This is a genomic window from Acinetobacter gyllenbergii CIP 110306 = MTCC 11365 (assembly GCF_000413855.1).
Classification (GTDB): domain Bacteria; phylum Pseudomonadota; class Gammaproteobacteria; order Pseudomonadales; family Moraxellaceae; genus Acinetobacter; species Acinetobacter gyllenbergii.
Genome location: NZ_ATGG01000022.1, coordinates 40424 through 58136 on the forward strand (window position 1 = coordinate 40424; position 17713 = coordinate 58136).

General features: G+C 40.7%; 16 protein-coding genes and 1 rRNA gene. 9 read left to right on the top strand and 8 right to left on the bottom strand.

What is annotated here, in order from left to right:
* Positions 1-29: 29 nt before the first annotated feature.
* Positions 30-923, top strand: a complete 894-nt coding sequence (locus F957_RS06690; RefSeq protein ID WP_016543074.1) for a LysR family transcriptional regulator — start codon at positions 30-32, stop codon at positions 921-923.
* A gap of 136 nt (positions 924-1059) precedes the next feature.
* Here the strand turns inward: F957_RS06690 and F957_RS06685 are convergent, their stop codons facing one another.
* Positions 1060-1923 carry a PHP domain-containing protein gene (locus tag F957_RS06685; RefSeq protein ID WP_016543073.1) on the bottom strand — a complete coding sequence of 288 codons (864 nt, stop codon included), beginning with the start codon at positions 1921-1923 and terminating at the stop codon, positions 1060-1062.
* Positions 1924-1968: 45 nt separating this feature from the next.
* On the opposite strand from F957_RS06685, the gene F957_RS06680 reads away from it, so the two are divergent.
* Genes F957_RS06680 through mnmC form a run of 4 tightly spaced genes read left to right on the top strand, consistent with a single transcriptional unit; the run spans position 1969 to position 5289 of the window.
* Positions 1969-2580, top strand: coding sequence for a septation protein IspZ (locus F957_RS06680; RefSeq protein WP_016543072.1), 612 nt, complete (start codon positions 1969-1971; stop codon positions 2578-2580).
* A 24-nt stretch (positions 2581-2604) separates the two neighbouring features.
* Complete coding sequence (locus F957_RS06675; protein ID WP_016543071.1) at positions 2605-2907, top strand: YciI family protein; 303 nt, start codon at positions 2605-2607, stop codon at positions 2905-2907.
* A 3-nt stretch (positions 2908-2910) separates the two neighbouring features.
* Positions 2911-3366, top strand: a complete 456-nt coding sequence (locus tag F957_RS06670) for a hypothetical protein (protein WP_016543070.1) — start codon at positions 2911-2913, stop codon at positions 3364-3366.
* An 18-nt stretch (positions 3367-3384) separates the two neighbouring features.
* On the top strand, positions 3385-5289 hold the full coding sequence (gene mnmC, locus F957_RS06665; protein ID WP_016543069.1) for a bifunctional tRNA (5-methylaminomethyl-2-thiouridine)(34)-methyltransferase MnmC2/FAD-dependent 5-carboxymethylaminomethyl-2-thiouridine(34) oxidoreductase MnmC1: 1905 nt from the start codon (positions 3385-3387) through the stop codon (positions 5287-5289).
* 84 nt (positions 5290-5373) lie between these two features.
* On the opposite strand, the gene F957_RS06660 is transcribed toward mnmC, so the two are convergent.
* Positions 5374-5688, bottom strand: coding sequence for a rhodanese-like domain-containing protein (locus tag F957_RS06660; RefSeq protein ID WP_016543068.1), 315 nt, complete (start codon positions 5686-5688; stop codon positions 5374-5376).
* Positions 5689-5778: 90 nt separating this feature from the next.
* Here F957_RS06660 and F957_RS06655 point away from each other — a divergent pair, with 90 nt between their 5' ends.
* From F957_RS06655 to F957_RS06645, 3 genes are all read left to right on the top strand, one after another.
* Positions 5779-6267, top strand: coding sequence for a YajQ family cyclic di-GMP-binding protein (locus tag F957_RS06655; protein WP_004655922.1), 489 nt, complete (start codon positions 5779-5781; stop codon positions 6265-6267).
* A gap of 14 nt (positions 6268-6281) precedes the next feature.
* Complete coding sequence (locus F957_RS06650; RefSeq protein WP_016543067.1) at positions 6282-6776, top strand: DUF4442 domain-containing protein; 495 nt, start codon at positions 6282-6284, stop codon at positions 6774-6776.
* Positions 6777-6851: 75 nt separating this feature from the next.
* Positions 6852-7346 carry a nuclear transport factor 2 family protein gene (locus F957_RS06645; protein ID WP_016543066.1) on the top strand — a complete coding sequence of 165 codons (495 nt, stop codon included), beginning with the start codon at positions 6852-6854 and terminating at the stop codon, positions 7344-7346.
* Positions 7347-7402: 56 nt separating this feature from the next.
* Here the strand turns inward: F957_RS06645 and F957_RS06640 are convergent, their stop codons facing one another.
* From F957_RS06640 to F957_RS06625, 4 genes are all read right to left on the bottom strand, one after another.
* Positions 7403-7882 carry a GAF domain-containing protein gene (locus F957_RS06640; protein WP_016543065.1) on the bottom strand — a complete coding sequence of 160 codons (480 nt, stop codon included), beginning with the start codon at positions 7880-7882 and terminating at the stop codon, positions 7403-7405.
* 69 nt (positions 7883-7951) lie between these two features.
* Positions 7952-8365, bottom strand: a complete 414-nt coding sequence (locus F957_RS06635; protein ID WP_016543064.1) for an acyl-CoA thioesterase — start codon at positions 8363-8365, stop codon at positions 7952-7954.
* A 1-nt stretch (position 8366) separates the two neighbouring features.
* The gene (trxC, locus tag F957_RS06630; protein WP_016543063.1) at positions 8367-8804 is read right to left on the bottom strand and encodes a thioredoxin TrxC; all 438 of its coding nucleotides are present in this window, start codon (positions 8802-8804) and stop codon (positions 8367-8369) included.
* Positions 8805-9701, bottom strand: coding sequence for an alpha/beta hydrolase (locus F957_RS06625; protein WP_016543062.1), 897 nt, complete (start codon positions 9699-9701; stop codon positions 8805-8807).
* A gap of 122 nt (positions 9702-9823) precedes the next feature.
* On the opposite strand from F957_RS06625, the gene F957_RS06620 reads away from it, so the two are divergent.
* Positions 9824-10159 carry a protein tyrosine phosphatase family protein gene (locus F957_RS06620; protein WP_016543061.1) on the top strand — a complete coding sequence of 112 codons (336 nt, stop codon included), beginning with the start codon at positions 9824-9826 and terminating at the stop codon, positions 10157-10159.
* Positions 10160-10460: 301 nt separating this feature from the next.
* Here F957_RS06620 and F957_RS06615 read toward each other — a convergent pair whose 3' ends face one another.
* Positions 10461-17351, bottom strand: coding sequence for an Ig-like domain-containing protein (locus F957_RS06615; RefSeq protein ID WP_016543060.1), 6891 nt, complete (start codon positions 17349-17351; stop codon positions 10461-10463).
* A gap of 218 nt (positions 17352-17569) precedes the next feature.
* Positions 17570-17684, bottom strand: a 5S ribosomal RNA gene (rrf, locus tag F957_RS06610).
* Positions 17685-17713: the final 29 nt, after the last annotated feature.

Genomic DNA, 17713 nt, shown 5'->3' on the forward strand with positions numbered 1-17713 from the left:
CAAGAAATACTTTTCTGATTTTATTGATAATGAATACAGAAGATTTTCAGTTTTTTATTCGTGTTGCAGACTTGGGTTCGATCAGCAAAGCCGCACAGGACGCCAATATCTCGGTGTCGGTGGCCAGTCAGAAATTACAACGTCTAGAACAAAGCCTACAACTGCGTTTATTTCATCGCACCACACGAAAATTGACTTTAACAGAGGAAGGCAAAATCGTACTGGAGCATGGACGTGGCTGGATCAACGATTTTGTTCATTTACAGCAAGCTCTCACCTCCCCAAATCAAGCCTTAACAGGGACTTTACGGATTAGCACCTCAGCTACGTTTGGTACTCAGGTGTTAATGCCCGTGATTGCCAGATTTTCCCACTTACATCCTGAACTGAAGATTTACTTAGATTTAAATGATCAAAACATCGACCTGATTCAGCAAGGCATGGACTTGGCCATTCGCATTGGTCAGTTAAAAAGTTCCAGCTTGATCGCCAAACGCTTGAGTACCAATCCACGTGTACTCTGCGCTTCCCCCAACTATCTGGAAAAATATGGTCAGCCCCATAGCTTGGCAGAACTCAAATTGCATCGTTGTATCTTGCAGCAGCATGGTCAAGGTCTCACCAATCACTGGCACTTGGTCAATGCCGAAGGGAAAGTTGAACAGGTTCATGTCGAGGGTTATTTTGCAACAAATTCAGGCGAAGGTGTTCGGCAAGCAGCCCTAGCCGGTCTTGGTATTTCCAATCATTCGATCTGGCATGTGGCAGATGAACTTGCGACAGGTAAACTGGTGCAGATTTTGCCGGAATTTCCTGTTGAAGCAACGGCAATTTATGCAGTGTTCCCACATCGGCAGCTGATCGCGCCAAAAGTGCAGCATTTTTTAGATTATTTAATCGATTACTTTCAGCAGCGTGAATGATAAAACTTTAGTCCTTCAGACTAATCTTAGCCTTGCAACAGTGATTACTATACTCCTGCAAAACCATGAAACATCCATTGCACACCCCATACAAGCAGCATGAAAAAAATAAGGATGAGGCAAAGTTCTAATTTTTTCATATCACGGGGGATTGAAAGCGTTCCCAAATCCCTTGCTGCCCGTCTTTAAGCCGTGGTGTCTGTCCCAATTTAATCCATGGCATATTCTCGCCATGAAAATCACTGCCAATCGAAACCGCTAGATCAAATTGCTGAATCATTCGATCCACCATTTGACGTGTCGAAGCAGGTTCGATACTCGGTGGTAGTTCCACCGCATCACCACCCGATTCGGCAAAGAGTTCAATCAAATAACGAATATTGGTTGCTGACAGGTCATAACGGGTCGGATGAGCAAGCACGGCGAAACCCTGACTGGCATGAATTACATCAATGGTTTCTTTAAGACCCATCCCTTCAAATTTCACAAAGGCTTTTTTGCCTTCTTTCAGAAAACGGTCAAATGCCTGCTGTGGACGGCTGACAATATTCCTTTCGACTAGAGCTTTAGCAATATGGGTTCGGGTCACCCGATCTGCTTCCCCATCGACTTGGGCAATCACATCAGGATAAATATCAAAATCAATACATTTTTCTAAGAGCTGACAAATCACTTTTGCCCGTTCAGCACGAACCTTTTTCTGCTGTTCCAGCATAGCTTTGATCGGCGCGTCATTTTGCATATTCAAGGCAACAATATGCACTCCATAACTCTTTTTGGTATTGGGTCGAGACCACTGACTGGAAACCTCTACCCCAGAAATAATTTGAATATCATGTGCTTGTGCATAATCTTGGGCACGCTGCAAGCCATCCATGGTGTCATGGTCTGTGACGGCAAGGGTGTGGATTTTTAAATCGACTGCAGCCTGTACCAACTGCTCAGGAGAGAAGGTACCATCGGAAATGAGCGTATGTGTGTGTAAATCGACACCGAACATGGTTTGTATTATGCTATCTGACCTATTTCATCATCGTACTGTAACATGAAAGCGTTGCTCGACTATCTACCGATTATTATCTTCTTTTATTTTTATAAAACCACCGATCCTAAAGATAGTCATCATCCCCTGCTACAGTTGGTAGGTAGCTCTGGAAATCTTGATCAAAATCATATTCTTGTTGCAACTTGTGCATTACTCATCTCGACGCTTGTGGTGTATGGCTGCCTGTTCTTTTTCCAAAAATTTAAATTGGAAAAAATGCAGTGGTTTATTGTCCTTATGTCAGTCATTTTTGGTGGCATCACCCTAATTTTTAGCGATGTGACCTACATCAAAATGAAAGCCATCATTATCAATATCGGTATTGGATTAGGCTTCCTGGTGACGCCACTCTTTAATAAAGAACGTATGCCAATTATCCAAAAACTTTTAGGCTCGTTATTAGAACTTAGCCCAAGAGGTTGGATCAAATTGAACTGGGCGTGGTGTGGACAATTCTTTTTGCTTGCGGCTTTGCATTTCTTCTTTGGTTTTGTCTACATGCAAGGAAAATATTGGGGCGAATTCACCGCTTTCGGCGATATTATCGTTTCTATCAGTTACCTAGCTGCTATACTGTTTTTCTTAAGAAAGCATTTTAAAACCACTGAATAGATTTTAAATCATCGAGCTACTGCCATGCCATATTTTGTGCTGACTTGTACTGATCGCGAAGGTACTTTGGAAAAACGTTTAGCCACCCGCCCACAACATATTGAACGTCTACAAAAGTTAGATGATGAAGGACGTTTAATTACGGCAGGTGCCCATCCAAAAGATCCAAATGATCCGCAGGCTGGTTTTTGGGGCAGTACCATGATTGTCGAATTTGATAGCCGTGAATCCTTAGATGCTTGGATTCAGGAAGAGCCGTTTTTAAAAGAAGGGATTTACTCAAATATTGAGGTAAAACCGTTCAACAAAGCTTTTCCAAAAGGGTAAATCATGCAAGTTGTCGTCAAAAGCGTATTGGCTTTATGTTTATTTAGTTCGACTGCTTGGGCGGTTGAGCCCGCAACACCGGCAGCTCCAGCAGCCAACACAACCCCTGCAACGAATGCAACAACGGCCGCACCCACCAATACGACTGCAACAGCGGCCAAACCACTGACCGCTGAGCAAATTGCCAAAGCCAAGCAACAACAAGATGCAAAAGTCAAAGCCATGATTCAAGATCAGGCCAGTCGCTTGAAGCAACTTGAGCATGCCAATCTGGAAGCACTCTCTCAAAATCAAGAATTACAGTTAAAAAATGACAGCTTGACCGTGCAGGTTCAGGTGTTACAAAGTGAACGCAGCGCACAAATGTTTTTATATGGTGCGATGACCATTGCTGTAGGGGTAATACTTGGTTTCTTGATTGCCAGTTATATTCACACTAAACGTCGTCGTCAGTGGTAAAAAACTAACTTTCTATTTATGTCTCATTCCGCAAAATTACAAACAGCCGAATTAGACTGGGAACTGGTCGATGGTATCGAAGTTCCCATTTCTAAACAATTCGGCGATGTCTACTTTTCTAAAGATAATGGTCTACTCGAAACACGGCATGTGTTTTTAAATGGCAATGACCTCACTGAACGTCTGTCGCAACTGAACGATTACCAATACTTTTGTGTCGGTGAAACGGGCTTTGGCACAGGTTTAAATATTCTAACCTTGTGGCAGCTTTGGCAGCAGATTCGTCCTGATAATCACAGCCATTTGCATGCTATTAGCGTCGAAAAATTTCCACTGAGCAAAGCCGATCTGATCCGCGCACTGAATGTCTGGCCTGAACTTAAGCCACTTGCAGAACAGCTGATTCAGCAGTATCCCCTGCCTATTGCAGGCTGCCATCGCTTAAGTTTTCCAGAAGAACGCTTTAGTATTGATTTATGGTTGGGAGATGCACAGGATATTTTCCCTAGTATGCCGAAAACCCAAGCCGTGAATGCGTGGTTTCTTGATGGTTTTGCGCCTTCATGTAATCCAGACATGTGGCAGGAAAATGTACTCAATCACATTGTTCGTTTATCAGACTACGGAACGACATTTGCGTCCTTTAGTGTTGCTGGTGTACTGAAACGTGGACTCAAGCAACATGGTGTCCACATTAGCCGTCCACGCGGTTTTGGTCATAAACGTGAAATGCTAAAAGCCATTTGGTCTGATCCGACACAAGCGCTAACTGACCCTGCGGATGCAGCAGCAGAAATTAAGGTTCAATCTGAATTAGCAACAACGGCATCCAACTCAAGACCTCGTCAGATTGCCATCATTGGCGCGGGAATCGCAGGTTTAAGCTGTGCATGGGCCTTTGCTCAACGCGGCCATCAAGTCACGATCTACGAGCAAAATGAGCCACTTTCAGGTGCATCAGGCAACCCCCTTGCTCTACTCAACCCCAAGCTGTGTCCAATTGAACAGGCCCATGAGCACTTGATGACCTTGAGCTGGCAACATGCCTTGAATTTCTATTCACGTTTCAAAGCATTTAGACCGATTCAAGTCCAGCAAATGGCTTTAAAAAATGCAGATGAATTACTTGGTTTAGCGGAACAATATCCTGAAGCGGTGTTATCTGTACCAGATCAGCAGAATGCTATACCTGAAACAGCTTATCCAAGCTTGGCGCTTCATCAAGCAGGTGCCGTTTCTCCACAGCAACTGCGTGATGAAATGTTGCAGCATCCGAATATCCACTGCAAAAAAGCAAAGATTTCTCGCTTAAAAAGCACAGACAAGCAAACTGAGCTTTGGCAAGAACAACAACTCATCGCAACAGCCGATGACGTCATTGTCTGCTGTGCCAAGCAAAGTGCTGAGCTCTTTGAAAACTACCCTGTGTTAAAACCAATTCGTGGACAAGTCAGTTGGGTTGAAAATCGTGAGCAAGCTCTAGATCAAGCCTATAGTTATGGCGGTTATTGTATGCAACTGAATGCCACTCAATTGATTCTAGGCGCATCCTTTTATCCCAATCGAGACGATATCGAAGTTTTAGCAGAAGATCATGTGCATAACTATGAACTTATCCACAATGTGTTCCCAGAATATGCACAACAGCTCCCTGCTATAGAGCATTGGCAAGGCCGTGCTTCAGTACGTGCGCAAAGTCAGGATTATTTCCCTCTGGTCGGGAAAATGAAAAATGATGGACAGATATTTACCTTTGCAGGTCTAGGTTCTAAAGGGTTCTTGTTTGCGCCATTGTGTAGTGAAGTTTTGGCAGCCCTTGTCTTGGGTGAGCTTTGTCCAGTGCCTCAAAACCTGTTGGATAAGTTGAATCCTCAACGCTTTCAGAAGAAAGTAAAAGCCAAGAAGCCTTATTATTCTGCTTAAATATTTTTAATTTTAAAATGACTGAAATCTAGAATTTTGAATTGGCCAAAATACCGCTGTATTTTGGCCAATCTTCTGAGTGATTTAAGCGCCTTGTTCTAAAGGTAAGCCCGCATCACGCGCTGCGCGTGTGCCACCCATCAATACAACATATTCACGAGAATCATCAATACCGTCTAAAAGCTCTGCTGCACGTGGTGCTTTGCTGCCGCCACCACATAGAATATAAATCGGTTGATCCGCTGTAACTTGAGTCAGACTGTCCGCAGTGATCTCAGCAATTGGACGATTCACCGCCCCCTTAACATGAGCCTCTGCATACGCTTTGGTATCACGGACATCCCAGATGACTGCGCCTTCTGGGAACTCAAATGTTGTAATTTCTTGTTTACGGATCATTGTGCACTCCTTTGATGTAAACAACACTTGGCAAATGAAGAAAACCCCCTTAGCATCTCAAATATTCTTTCCCTTTGTAAAGGTCTAACCATGCCTTCTTTTGATATTGTTTCTGAATTAGAGTTATTTGAAGTCAATCACGCTGTGCAAAACACAGAAAAAGAGATTGCGACTCGTTTTGACTTCCGTGGACAAGACGTTTCAATTGAGTTAAATGAAAAAAATAAAGAAATCAAAATTTCAACTGAAAGCGATTTCCAATGTGAACAAGTCTATACCATGCTTGAAAACCACTTCTATAAACGCAAAATTGATGTACAGGCTTTAGATCCACAAAAAGCCACCGCTTCGGGTAAAAATGTGGTGCAAGTAATCAAGTTAAAAGACGGACTTGACTCAGATACCGCAAAAAAAATTAATAAAGCCATTAAAGAAAGTGGTATCAAAGCGCAATCTTCTATTCAAGGAGACAAAATCCGTGTCACGGATAAAAAGCGCGATACTTTGCAACAAGTGATGAACTTTTTACGTGAACAACAATTTGGTCTGCCACTGCAATTTAATAATTTCAAAGATTAAGCAATAGGTTCACTATGGCAAAAGATAACCGTCTTTATAAGCTGGTTAAAACCACGTCTAAATTTCCGAAAGGTATTCGTAGCACGCTCTGGAGCAAGGCCTTTGGTCGTGTGGTTCCGATGGTTGGAACAGCGAATATTCGTTATTTAGAAGTCGATAAAGACCACGTGACTGTTCGCATTGAAAACCAGCGTAATATGCAAAATCATATTAAAGGTGTGCATGCCGCAGCCATGGCGCTACTGGGTGAAACTGCAACTGGATTTTTAACGGGTTTACATGTACCAGATGATCGTATCTTGTTGATCAAATCCTTACATGTCGATTACTTAAAAGTTGCACAAGGTGGTTTAACAGCAACGGCAACATTATCAGCTGATCAACAAAAGTTTATCGCAGATAATGAAAAAGGCGAGTTATTGGTCCCTATTAGCGTGATTGATGATTCTGGCAATCAACCGATCCAATGCCAAATGCTTTGGGCTTGGTTACCAAAACGTAAAAAATAATAACCGATCTAGACTATTCTAGTGACAGTATTATCATCAGGATGCAAAGATCACTCTTTGTGTTCTGATGATAAAATGAAAAAAATACTCCTCCTTTCTCATTTTCTGATAGCGCTCAATCTAGCAACTTATTCTGCTCAAGTAATCGCTGCTGATGCTTCAGCTTCAGTTCCCACTAAACAGATCCATTCTTTAGCTGAACACAACAAGAAAATTGTCACTGATTTTTATGAAGGTGTTTTCTTGAAACACCAAGTGAAACAATATGCCGATCGTTATATTGGGGATCAATATATTCAGCACAATCCGAATGTACCTGATGGCAAGGCGCCATTTGTAAACTTCTTTAGCCAAAAATTCAGCAATAACCCTAAGGCAAAAAATGTCATCAAGAAAGCAATTGCGGAAGGAGATCTGGTCGTCCTGCATGTGCATTCTACAGAGAATGACAGCGATCGAGGTCGAGCGATTATTGATATATTTCGTGTAGAAAATGGAAAAATTGTAGAGCATTGGGATGTCATACAAAATATTCCTGAACAGAGTCAGAATGCCAACACCATGTTTTAGTGATTAGCTTACAACAATAAAGCCCAAACGAGTTTGGGCTTTATTTTTTTAAATACTTAAATAAATTTTTCAATGATCAGCATCAGCTGCTGCAAATATTCCGCATCAATCTGATCAAATTGATTCAGTTCATCACTATCGACATCCAACACGCCCACACATTCCCCATCTTTCATCATCGGCAAAACAATTTCCGATCTCGAGGCAGAACTACAGGCAATATGTCCTGGGAACTGATCGACATCTGGCACCACAATCACTTGCTGCTGTTGCCAAGCTGTTCCACACACGCCACGACCTTTGCCAATACGGGTACAGGCAATTGGGCCTTGAAATGGGCCTAACACCAATTCATTGTCTTTGACCAGATAAAATCCAATCCAAAACCAGCCAAATTGCTGTTTTAATGCCGCACAGATATTGGCGAGATTGGCTATCACATCGCTTTCATCTTCAACAATTGCCTGAATCTGAGGAAGGATACTTTGATATTGCTCAGCCTTATGGCCTTGCTGCAACACTAATTCTTCTGCCATGCTTCATTCCAAATTAAAAAAAGGTTTGGCTTCATCTACCCAATACAAGAGAACTTAGCTTGTAGTAGATTAGCTTGCTGCAAATGCCTGTTTAATCTCTTCTGAGATCAATCGTTTCTTGCCATTCACATCTACCGCAACAAAGGTAAATACGCCTTCGGTAATCCGTATAGGTTCACGAGAATCATCATGACTGTTCCATACCTCAATTTGGACTTGAACCGAACTGCTACCTACTTTCAAAATTTTGGTATAACAGCTAATCACATTCCCGACCTTTACAGGTACAAGGAAGGTCATCTGATTAATCGCAATGGTAGCGCAACGACCTTTGCTAAAACGTTCAACATGAATCGCTCCTGCGAGATCCATCTGAGAGACAATCCAGCCACCAAATACATCACCACTCCAATTGGTATCTGCAGGCATAGCGATGTTTTGTAGTGATAAAGTCCCTTCTGGATGAGTTGGGCGTTCGCTCATGTTAATGTCCTTGGTGCTGCTGTAATTGCTGATCTAGCCATTGTTGTAATTCAGGTGCGCGTAATGCTCCGCTGATTCTCGCCAATTCAGTGGTCTTATTCATAAGTACCAGCGTTGGAATACTACGCACATTAAATGCAGCACTTAAACGTGGATTGGCTTCGGTATCAATTTTGGCAAAAACCACATAAGGATTTTGCTGCGCCACTTGAGCAAAGTGAGGTGCCATCATCTTACAAGGTCCACACCACTCTGCCCACAAATCAATCAATACTGGCAGATCTGAATTGCTGATGAAATTACTGAAATTTTGTTCATTGAGTTCAATCGGCTCTAAAGGCAATAACGCTTTATGACATTGCCCACAGTTGGGATGAACTGCTAATTTTTCTTCGGGTACACGATTTTTTGCACCACATGATGCACAGACAATAATCATCTACATCACTCCAATATGTTGATGTAAAAATTCTAATTGGGTTGTGACTGCTTTTTCAAACCAAGAACCATGATAAATATCAAAATGTTTCATTTCCCATTCATGATAGCTCACAAATGGTGCAATATTGGTCGCTGCTTCACGACTCGACTCAATTGGAATCAAAGAGTCATGCTTGGCGGCGATGAATAAAACAGGAATATTAATTTTACGTACAAACTGAATCGGACGATAACGCATTAAATTAAAAAACACGCGTGCCGGAACTTCTCCACTCCAATAATAGTCAGGATTCACAATCGAATGATAGCCATAATAACTGTCTGAAGTAGGTAAGAAACACAAGCGGTATTGATCAACTACAGGCAGCGTTTTAGGTACTAGGCCCATCTTGGAACCCATATAGTCCTGACTGGAACGCTTCAATGCCTCTGGATAGCGCTGTAAGGGATAGAGCTTGGCTGTTTCAGCACCATCAACATAAGGCACTTGTACCATAACGGCTTGAATGTTTTTCAGATCCGTCGCCAAGCTTAGGGCATATCCACCACTGAGCGAAGTTCCCCATAAAACAATACGTCGATTATCGATTAATTTACAATTCGAGGCATATTGAATCACGGTCTTCCAATCATCAAGCTGGGCGCTCAGTGAAACCAGCTCACGCGGCTTGCCTGTACTCCCCCCCCAATTACGATAATCGAATAAAATGACCGCATAACCCGCCTGAGCAAAGCGCTGAGCATATTGAACCAGCTTGAATTGACGCAAGCCTGCAAAGCCGTGCGCCATGATAATCACCGCAGCTTTGGTATTGGCTTTAGGCAGATAAAAATCCGCAGCGATGGTTTCATCACCACTTGGAACATACAACGGCTCAACAGTGTAGGTGTGCATGCGCGCTCCATTGCCTTATTTTTTACTTATCATCATTTATTTACTACAGACATTTAAACTCAAGATCGAGCTTAATGCTATGATAGAGCATAAAATGTTTTGTTTGTTTTTGGAGTGACAAGATGACAGAGAATGTTGGTTTTGCAGGTCAAATCGGCCCTGAACATATTGAGCAAGTGGTCGAAAAAGGATTTAAATCGATTATTAATAACCGACCAGATATGGAAGGTGGCCCTGAGCAGCCAACCAGTGCACAGATCGAAGAATCTGCGCGAACTGCAGGTTTAGACTATGTCTATCAACCCGTTGTTGCAGGGCAAATCACTGAACTCGATGTCCGTAATTTTGCCAATCATTATAATGAACTGCCTAAACCAATTTTGATGTTCTGCCGTACCGGTAATCGCTCAAATAATCTATATCAAATCGCAAAACAAATGGATTTATTAGACGACTAAATTCATTACATTTCATTACCTGATCCAAATAGTTAAAGCGTTGTATTTATAAGATGATGGTTCTTTTTCAATCGATCAAGAACCATGTCAAAACTCGCCATTGTCCTTTTATGCATCCTCTCAGTGTCTGCTTGTAGTTCTTTCCAAGTTCGTCCAACTGCAACCGTGAGTGTAGGTACAGGTTTATAAAAAATTGAACAATTCATAAATATACAGCCTTACGAATGACCTAATTACACCAAGAAAAAGGCCGTATTACATTGAATACGGCCTTTTTCTTTAGACTTAGATAACTATGACTTTAGTTACATGTTGAGCTTGTACCATATGGACTTGTATCAAATGGTTGACCTGCTTCCGAATCAAAATCACTCTTCAGCATAACTAATGGGTAATTCAGACGAGATTCAAGATCCTGTACAGGTACACTATTAATTTTAACCTTAGCGTTGATATTCAACTCTTGCCAACCAGCATATTGTCTTAAGTAGCGAATACGGAAGTCGAACTTACCAGAGCTATCCGTCATATAGGTAACAACATCGGAAACATTACCACCCTGCGGTGCAACAAATGCTGTCGCGATTTGTGTTGTTGCAGGTAAGTTCATACCATAACATATTGCTGTAATATTTTTATCTCGTGTCACTTCATCTGTAATCGGATCCTTAGATACCGTGTAAGTACCTTTGGTAATACCTAACAAATTAATCGATAAGGTCACAGCACGGTTCGGAATCGCATTACCATCTTTATCCACCAACTGTGCAGACATTGATTCAGTATAGTAATTTCCATCACTTGATCCTTCCAATAACGAAGAACGACCAAATGTTAAATGCCCTTCTGGCTCTTCCTCAGCAGAAGCCTGAATGACATCAATACGATAAACCTGATTCGTTACATTTGGTGTGCCAATCACTTGTGCTGTAGAGTAGCTTGCTGTGAGATTTAAATCATCAGCAATAAAGTTGGCAGCGCTATAGGTTTGATGGCGTACCGTCTCATCGACTCTCACTTTAAATGTCGCTTGACCTTTATCATCGGTTGTTAAGCCAGATGGTCCAATAATTGAAGCACCATTATTAATAAAATTATTAATGTTTAGCGTTACATATTGACCTTTTACACCACCGCCATTTTGATCCAACAAACTAACTGTTACATCCGTTACATCATTGCGAACATTTAATGTTGGTTTTCCAGAAGTAACCCTTAAGCTATAACGCGGAGCAGTTGTCGGTTTATTTACATTTAGACGAAGCACCTGTGAAGTCGTAACCTCTTTTGTTGTTTCATCATTTAATGTCGCTTCAAGCTCAATACCACTGGCAATGAGAGCATCTTTACCATCTTGCATGACATCTCTTGGAATAAGCAAGGTAAAGAATCCATTACCATTTTGATCAGAAGTAACGGTATAAGTATCAACAATACCATTATCACCTTCTGCTTCATTCACGATACCAACGCTAGCACCAATTGTACTGTTCGTCTTTTTAACTTTTAAGGTAATTTTCTGGTTTGGCGCTGCTTGACCATTAGCCACTTGTAATGCAGATACTGTAATAACAGCTTTATCGCCATCAACATTTAACCAGTCATTTGACGTGTTGATTGCCAAACGATATGGGCTCACCTTTTCATTGACATTAAAATGAACTGTTTGGGTACGGACAACACCATTTGGCAAGGTAATAGAAGCCCGAACAGTTACACCATTTGTAAGGAGATCCGTATATTGTTTACCTGTAATCTTGGTAAGTTTCAAACTTGCTTTTGCATTACCACTTGTGTCCGTGGTAATAACGGATGTTTCTTGTCCATTGATCGTCACGCCATTCAGAGCTGAATCAATGACTGTAAAAGTTACAGGGTAGTTTTTAATTCCTGATGCATTATTATCAATCAATTTGGCAAAAACATCTGCCGTATCGCCTGATGCCAATAAATCATCTTTTGATGTATTCATGCTGAGGTTCATTGCTTCTGTTGGAATAGAAACATTGATTCGCCCAACTTGGGTTACAACAGGTTGCGTTGTACTGTTATTGTTATAGGTTGAAACAGCATAAGTAATGCCCTTTTCTACCAACAATTGATCAATATTTTCACCATTCTCTACTGTCACCGTAAAGTAAGCGATACCATTTGCATTGGTTGTGGCGCTGGTCTTATCCACTTTGACACGTGAACTCAAGCCTGCTGCTAAACCAAAAGTAATGTCTTTATTGGCTAAAACACCACCATTCGCATCAGTCGCTTTAACCGCCACAACACTGGTACCGCCTAGTACTGAAATAACAGGTTGCAAAGGTGTAACGGTCAAAGCAGCGACATCTTTTGCTGCAGGTGCTTTCACCATCACTTGTGTCGTTTGACTGAGTTTAGAACCATCCGCCTGTACCACAGATGCTGCAAGTGTAATGCCGTTGGCAACTAAATTTTCAATCATTTGATCATTGGCGGCTTTTACATTCAGCGTAAATGTCACCTCACCATTTGCATTGGTTTTTTTGCTTGCACTACCAACAAAAGTCACGCCATTCGCAACAGCAGCATCATTCAAACCAAACCCTACAAGTTTATCCTTAATCGGGTTTCCGTCTTTGTCAAAAACTTTAGTTGTGAAAGTGAATGTATCATTATCCGCCGAAACAATTCCTTTTGATGTCTGCAATTCAATGCGCTGTGCATCTTTTGCAAGCTCAGCATCATCAGCCACAAATTGTAAGACAGTACTTTGCGTGATATTTGTGCCTGCATCGGAAGTGTAAGTCGCAGTCGCTTGAATCCCAGCTAACAAACCTTTGATTTGTTCAGCTGTGAGATTAGTCGGTGTTGCATAAATGATTTCAAAGCTTGCAGAACCATCTGTACCTGTAACCAATTTTGGTTGCGTGACTTTAATATTTAAACCTGCAGGTACATTGCTTAAAGCCAATTTAATCGGCTTCCCAGCAATGGCTTTCCCCTTATTATTAAAGGCTTTTACGATAATATTGGTCGAGTCACCCGTTGTTTTTAAGGCACCTTTGGTATTCTCTGTCGTTAAATAACTAATCTCATTTAAAGTCGCCGCTGAACTGACAGTAATTTGAGTTTTTTGGGAAATACTTCCTGTGCCATCTCCTTGTACTGCTGTAGCACTCAAACTAATGCCAGAAGCCACCAAAACATCTACAGCTTCTTTCGTCGTTGTATTTACTTCCAAAAGTACTTTGGCCTGCCCTTGATCATTGGTTTCAACAACGGTTGAACCACCAATCACGCCTTGGAAATTCACAGCATTTTTAAGGATCTTATTATCAACAGCCCAGTTATCAATTGCCAAAGTCACTTGACGACCTTTAATCAGATTGCCATCTTTATCTTTAAGTGTAACTGTCGTCGCTACGGTTTTAGATGATGTCGTATCTAAAATGAGATTAGGTTGATCAACAACCAAGTCCATCCGCTGGATATTCACTTGATCGATGTAAAATTGTAATACCGTGCTTTGAGTAATATCTTTACCTGCACTATTGGTATAAGACGCAGTCGCCTGAATACCAGCCAATAATCCTTTAATCTGCTCAGGCGTTAAAACTTTTGGGGCTTTATAGGTAATATTAAAATCTACTGTACCATCTATTAATGTTGTCTTCGTGGTTGAATCAACACTAATATCCAAACCTACAGGTATATTTTTTAAATTTAATTTAACGGTCTTACCACTTAAAGCATCGCCATTCGTATTAAAAGCCTTCACCTTAATTGTTGAGCTACCGCCTGTTGTACCAATTGCTTTATTGCTCTCCGTCGTGAGATACCCAACTTCACTTAAAGATGCTTGGGATAAAATTGTGATCTTAGTACTTTGTGTAATCACAGCCTGACCATCTGCTTGAACTGCAGATGCACCAAGACCAATCCCAGATGCAACTAAAGCATCCAGTGCAGTTTTGTCCTTTGGTTGAGCAATTAAATTAATCGAAGATTGACCATTTTGATCTGTCACAACAGTAAAGAGACCACCTGTTGCACCTTCAATACGAATACCATTCTGCAAAGCTTCGGCATTAATTGCTAAAGTGACTTGGCGCCCTATAATTGGTTGACCTGCATCATCTTTTAAAGTCACTGTCGCTTTAACTTTAGGTGGATTTTGATTATTTGGTATTAGGACTAATGCTGGCTCATCAACCACTAAATCCATACGCTGAATATTTTTGGCAGTCTCGAAATATGCAAGCTTAACAGTTTGCAAGACATTATTATAATTAGCATTAATAACCAAACCATCTTGTATAAGTTTCGCTTTATCTGCATCTGAAAGATTAGAAGGATCATATACAACAGTAAACTTGGCTTCACCAGCAGCATTAGTGGTCAGTATCGTGTTTTCTTTAATATGAATTCCATTCACTTGTGGCAAATTCAAAGTAATGTCTTTATTCGCAAGTGCCATACCGCTACTGTTATAAGCTTTAACGGTAATCACTCTTTCAGCATTATTAGCGACATTAATTGCATCAAGTTGGTCAATCGCGAGATAAGCAACATCAACAGTGCCCTGAGCTGAAGCGACAACCATGACCTTCGCAGTTTGAGCAATACTTACTCCACTATTCTGTTCTGTAGAGGCTGTAACCAATAACCCCTCAGCAACCAAAGCCTTAACCGCATCAACATTCGGAGCATTGAGCTGGATCGTAAATTTCGCTTCACCATTTTGCGTCGTATTGACTGGAGCAGTAACAATTTTTACCCCATTATTTTTCGCAATTTCAGAAAGAGCAAGGCTGATTTTTCGACCATTAATCGGCTGACCATTTTCATCAACAGCTTTAACTGCAACCTCAAATATATCATTCGATGCAACAACCACCCCTTTAGCCAATGAAATCGAGAGCTGTTTTACATCAACATCACTCGTTTGATCATAATAACGAACATAGGATGTTTGCGTCACCGCATTACCCGTGGTTGGTTGATAAGTTGCCGTTAATAAGACACCTTGTGTTTTTAAAAGATTTAAGATCGCCGCATCTTTCACTCGACCATCATACTGAATTACAAAAGTAGCCTCGCCTTGTAAATTGGTTTTGGCTTTAGACCCCGTTATAATTGTTAAACCATATTCTGATGCTTTATCAATATTTAAAGTAATATCTTGATTCGCCAATACCCCACCATTACGATCTACCGCACGTACGGTTACAGTGGTTTGGCCTTTATTGGTATTAATCATTGAATCTGGACTAATACTTAAATAACTTACATCTACTGCTTGTAAAGGCGCTGCCTCCACCATAATTTGCATATTTTGTTTAACAGATGAACCATCTGCCAATGTCGTTGCAACAGCGACTGTAATACCTGACTTTACTAAATTATCAATTGATTGCTGATTATAGGCATCAACATTTAAAGTAAATGTTGCATACCCGCTTGCATCAGTCTTTTGAGTAATTGCTTTATCTCCGCCAATAGTAACACCATTCTCAGTTACTGCTGCGGCTAAACCAAGTGTTACTATTTTATTTGCGACAAAATGGCCATCAATACTAATAGCACGTACTTTGATCTGAACAGTGTCATTCTTTGCAGAAACAACGCCCTTACTCGCTGTTAATTCGAGACGTTGCACATCTTTTTCTAAAATGGCACTTTTATTGGTGAAGTTAAGTCTGGTTGTTTGAGTTAGAACATTATTATTAACAGTAGTATAACTCGCAACGACAGTAACACCATTCGACAGCAAATTATTTATATCATTTGCTGAAACACTATTTTTATCAAATTTGACGGTAAATGTTGCTTGACCATTATTATCTGTATTGAGCTTAGAACCTTCAACAATAGTTAAGCCATTATTTTGGCTATTTGGCACAGTTAAATTAATTTGCTTATTTGCAACAGCACCACCCTTTGCATCTTTCGCTGTTACAGTAACTGTTGCTTGGCCACCGCTAACATCAATAGAATTTGAAGTAATAGCCGTTAAATAAGATACATTTTCTGTTGCAACAGACACAACAGTAATACTACTTGTTTGTGTAACTGCTGAACCATCAGCCGATGATGCTGAAATCTGAATACCATTTTTTACTAATAACTGGCCTGTCGGATTTAAACTATTCGCTTCCGTTTTAATTATGAACTTTGCCTTACCATTGGCATCAGTTTTTGCAGTTGAATTTACTAATTTCGCGCCATATTCAAGGGCTAAATCATCCAACTTTAAACTGATTTCCTTACCCGCAACTGCCAATCCTTCTGGATTTAGAGCAAGTGCTTCAACCTCAATTGTTCCACCAATAGCATCAACTTTATTATTTGACGATGTTGATAATGAGAGACTGCTCATTGTATTTTTAACGGACACAACTTGAGCTGTAGAAACCTGAGTTTTAATTGCACCAGATTGTTCTGTTAATGTCGCTTCAAGTGCTACTCCAGATGCAATCAGCGCTAAACGATCCGCCTCTTTACCATTTGGTAGTTGTAAAGTAAATGTAACATAACCTTCATTATTCGTTACAGCACTCGAACTCCCTTTAATCATTACCCCATTTAACTGGAAATCTTTAACCTTCAGAGTAACTTTCTCATTTGGAACACCACCACCATTTGTATCTATTGCTCGAATACGAACAGCGGTTTCACCACCAGAAACTGGTAAAGGGGCAGCACTATCAAATTTCAACTCATACTGGCTTTGGACAACTGTTCCAGCACCTGTCACAGTTACTTTCGTCTGATTTTGAATTTTGGTATCAACAACGGTGGTCGTAAATAATAGCTCTGTCAAATTCTTGTTCGTGCCATTTAATTTCACGGTGAAAGTTACTGTTCCATCTTCACCAGTTGTTTTGGTAGAAGTATCACTTGTCGCACCATTTTTTTCACCATCTTTAATATTAAGATTAATTTTGGCCCCAGCAACTCCACCACTATCTTTATCAATAGCTTTCGCGGTAATAACTAATTCATCCCCTTCAACTTTTAAAGTACTTTTGCTTAATTGAAGCGTAACACCCGCTACTTCTTTTTTTGTCGTCGGTGTGCTTGGATTACTCGTATCTGTACCAGATTCTGTTGTCCCATAATATCCACCTCCCCCACCACCACAAGCGACTAATGCAACAGAAGTTGCTAATACTGTCGTATTTACCCCGATTTTTTTTAAACCCTTGAAATATGTCATAACAATAATTTCCATCTTATTTAATATTTAGCCTTACAATACGATTAAGACTTTTGTACAAAAATTTACTCGAAATAATATATTTTATCAATTCGTAATACCAGCTTTATTCCTTAGGAAAGTGAACTGCTTAACATTAATGTGTTTAATTTTTATCTAAATATTTTATGCAATAAAAAACACCCCCAACCGTTAGGTTGGGGGTGTTTAGATTTAAAAGCTGGCGATGACTTACTCTCACATGGCAAGTGCCACACTACCATCAGCGCTAAGAGGTTTCACTTCTGAGTTCGGGAAGGGATCAGGTGGTTCACTCTTGCTATTGTCGCCAGCAAACTGTTTATGGATACTTGCTTTGGTCT

Bases quoted from the DNA above. Each gene is read 5' to 3' on its own strand.
- F957_RS06690 (WP_016543074.1), top strand. From the start codon at position 30: ATGAATACAGAAGATTTTCAGTTTTTTATTCGTGTTGCAGACTTGGGT.
- F957_RS06685 (WP_016543073.1), bottom strand. From the start codon at position 1,923: ATGTTCGGTGTCGATTTACACACACATACGCTCATTTCCGATGGTACC.
- F957_RS06680 (WP_016543072.1), top strand. From the start codon at position 1,969: ATGAAAGCGTTGCTCGACTATCTACCGATTATTATCTTCTTTTATTTT.
- F957_RS06675 (WP_016543071.1), top strand. From the start codon at position 2,605: ATGCCATATTTTGTGCTGACTTGTACTGATCGCGAAGGTACTTTGGAA.
- F957_RS06670 (WP_016543070.1), top strand. From the start codon at position 2,911: ATGCAAGTTGTCGTCAAAAGCGTATTGGCTTTATGTTTATTTAGTTCG.
- mnmC (WP_016543069.1), top strand. From the start codon at position 3,385: ATGTCTCATTCCGCAAAATTACAAACAGCCGAATTAGACTGGGAACTG.
- F957_RS06660 (WP_016543068.1), bottom strand. From the start codon at position 5,688: ATGATCCGTAAACAAGAAATTACAACATTTGAGTTCCCAGAAGGCGCA.
- F957_RS06655 (WP_004655922.1), top strand. From the start codon at position 5,779: ATGCCTTCTTTTGATATTGTTTCTGAATTAGAGTTATTTGAAGTCAAT.
- F957_RS06650 (WP_016543067.1), top strand. From the start codon at position 6,282: ATGGCAAAAGATAACCGTCTTTATAAGCTGGTTAAAACCACGTCTAAA.
- F957_RS06645 (WP_016543066.1), top strand. From the start codon at position 6,852: ATGAAAAAAATACTCCTCCTTTCTCATTTTCTGATAGCGCTCAATCTA.
- F957_RS06640 (WP_016543065.1), bottom strand. From the start codon at position 7,882: ATGGCAGAAGAATTAGTGTTGCAGCAAGGCCATAAGGCTGAGCAATAT.
- F957_RS06635 (WP_016543064.1), bottom strand. From the start codon at position 8,365: ATGAGCGAACGCCCAACTCATCCAGAAGGGACTTTATCACTACAAAAC.
- trxC (WP_016543063.1), bottom strand. From the start codon at position 8,804: ATGATTATTGTCTGTGCATCATGTGGTGCAAAAAATCGTGTACCCGAA.
- F957_RS06625 (WP_016543062.1), bottom strand. From the start codon at position 9,701: ATGCACACCTACACTGTTGAGCCGTTGTATGTTCCAAGTGGTGATGAA.
- F957_RS06620 (WP_016543061.1), top strand. From the start codon at position 9,824: ATGACAGAGAATGTTGGTTTTGCAGGTCAAATCGGCCCTGAACATATT.
- F957_RS06615 (WP_016543060.1), bottom strand. From the start codon at position 17,351: ATGACATATTTCAAGGGTTTAAAAAAAATCGGGGTAAATACGACAGTA.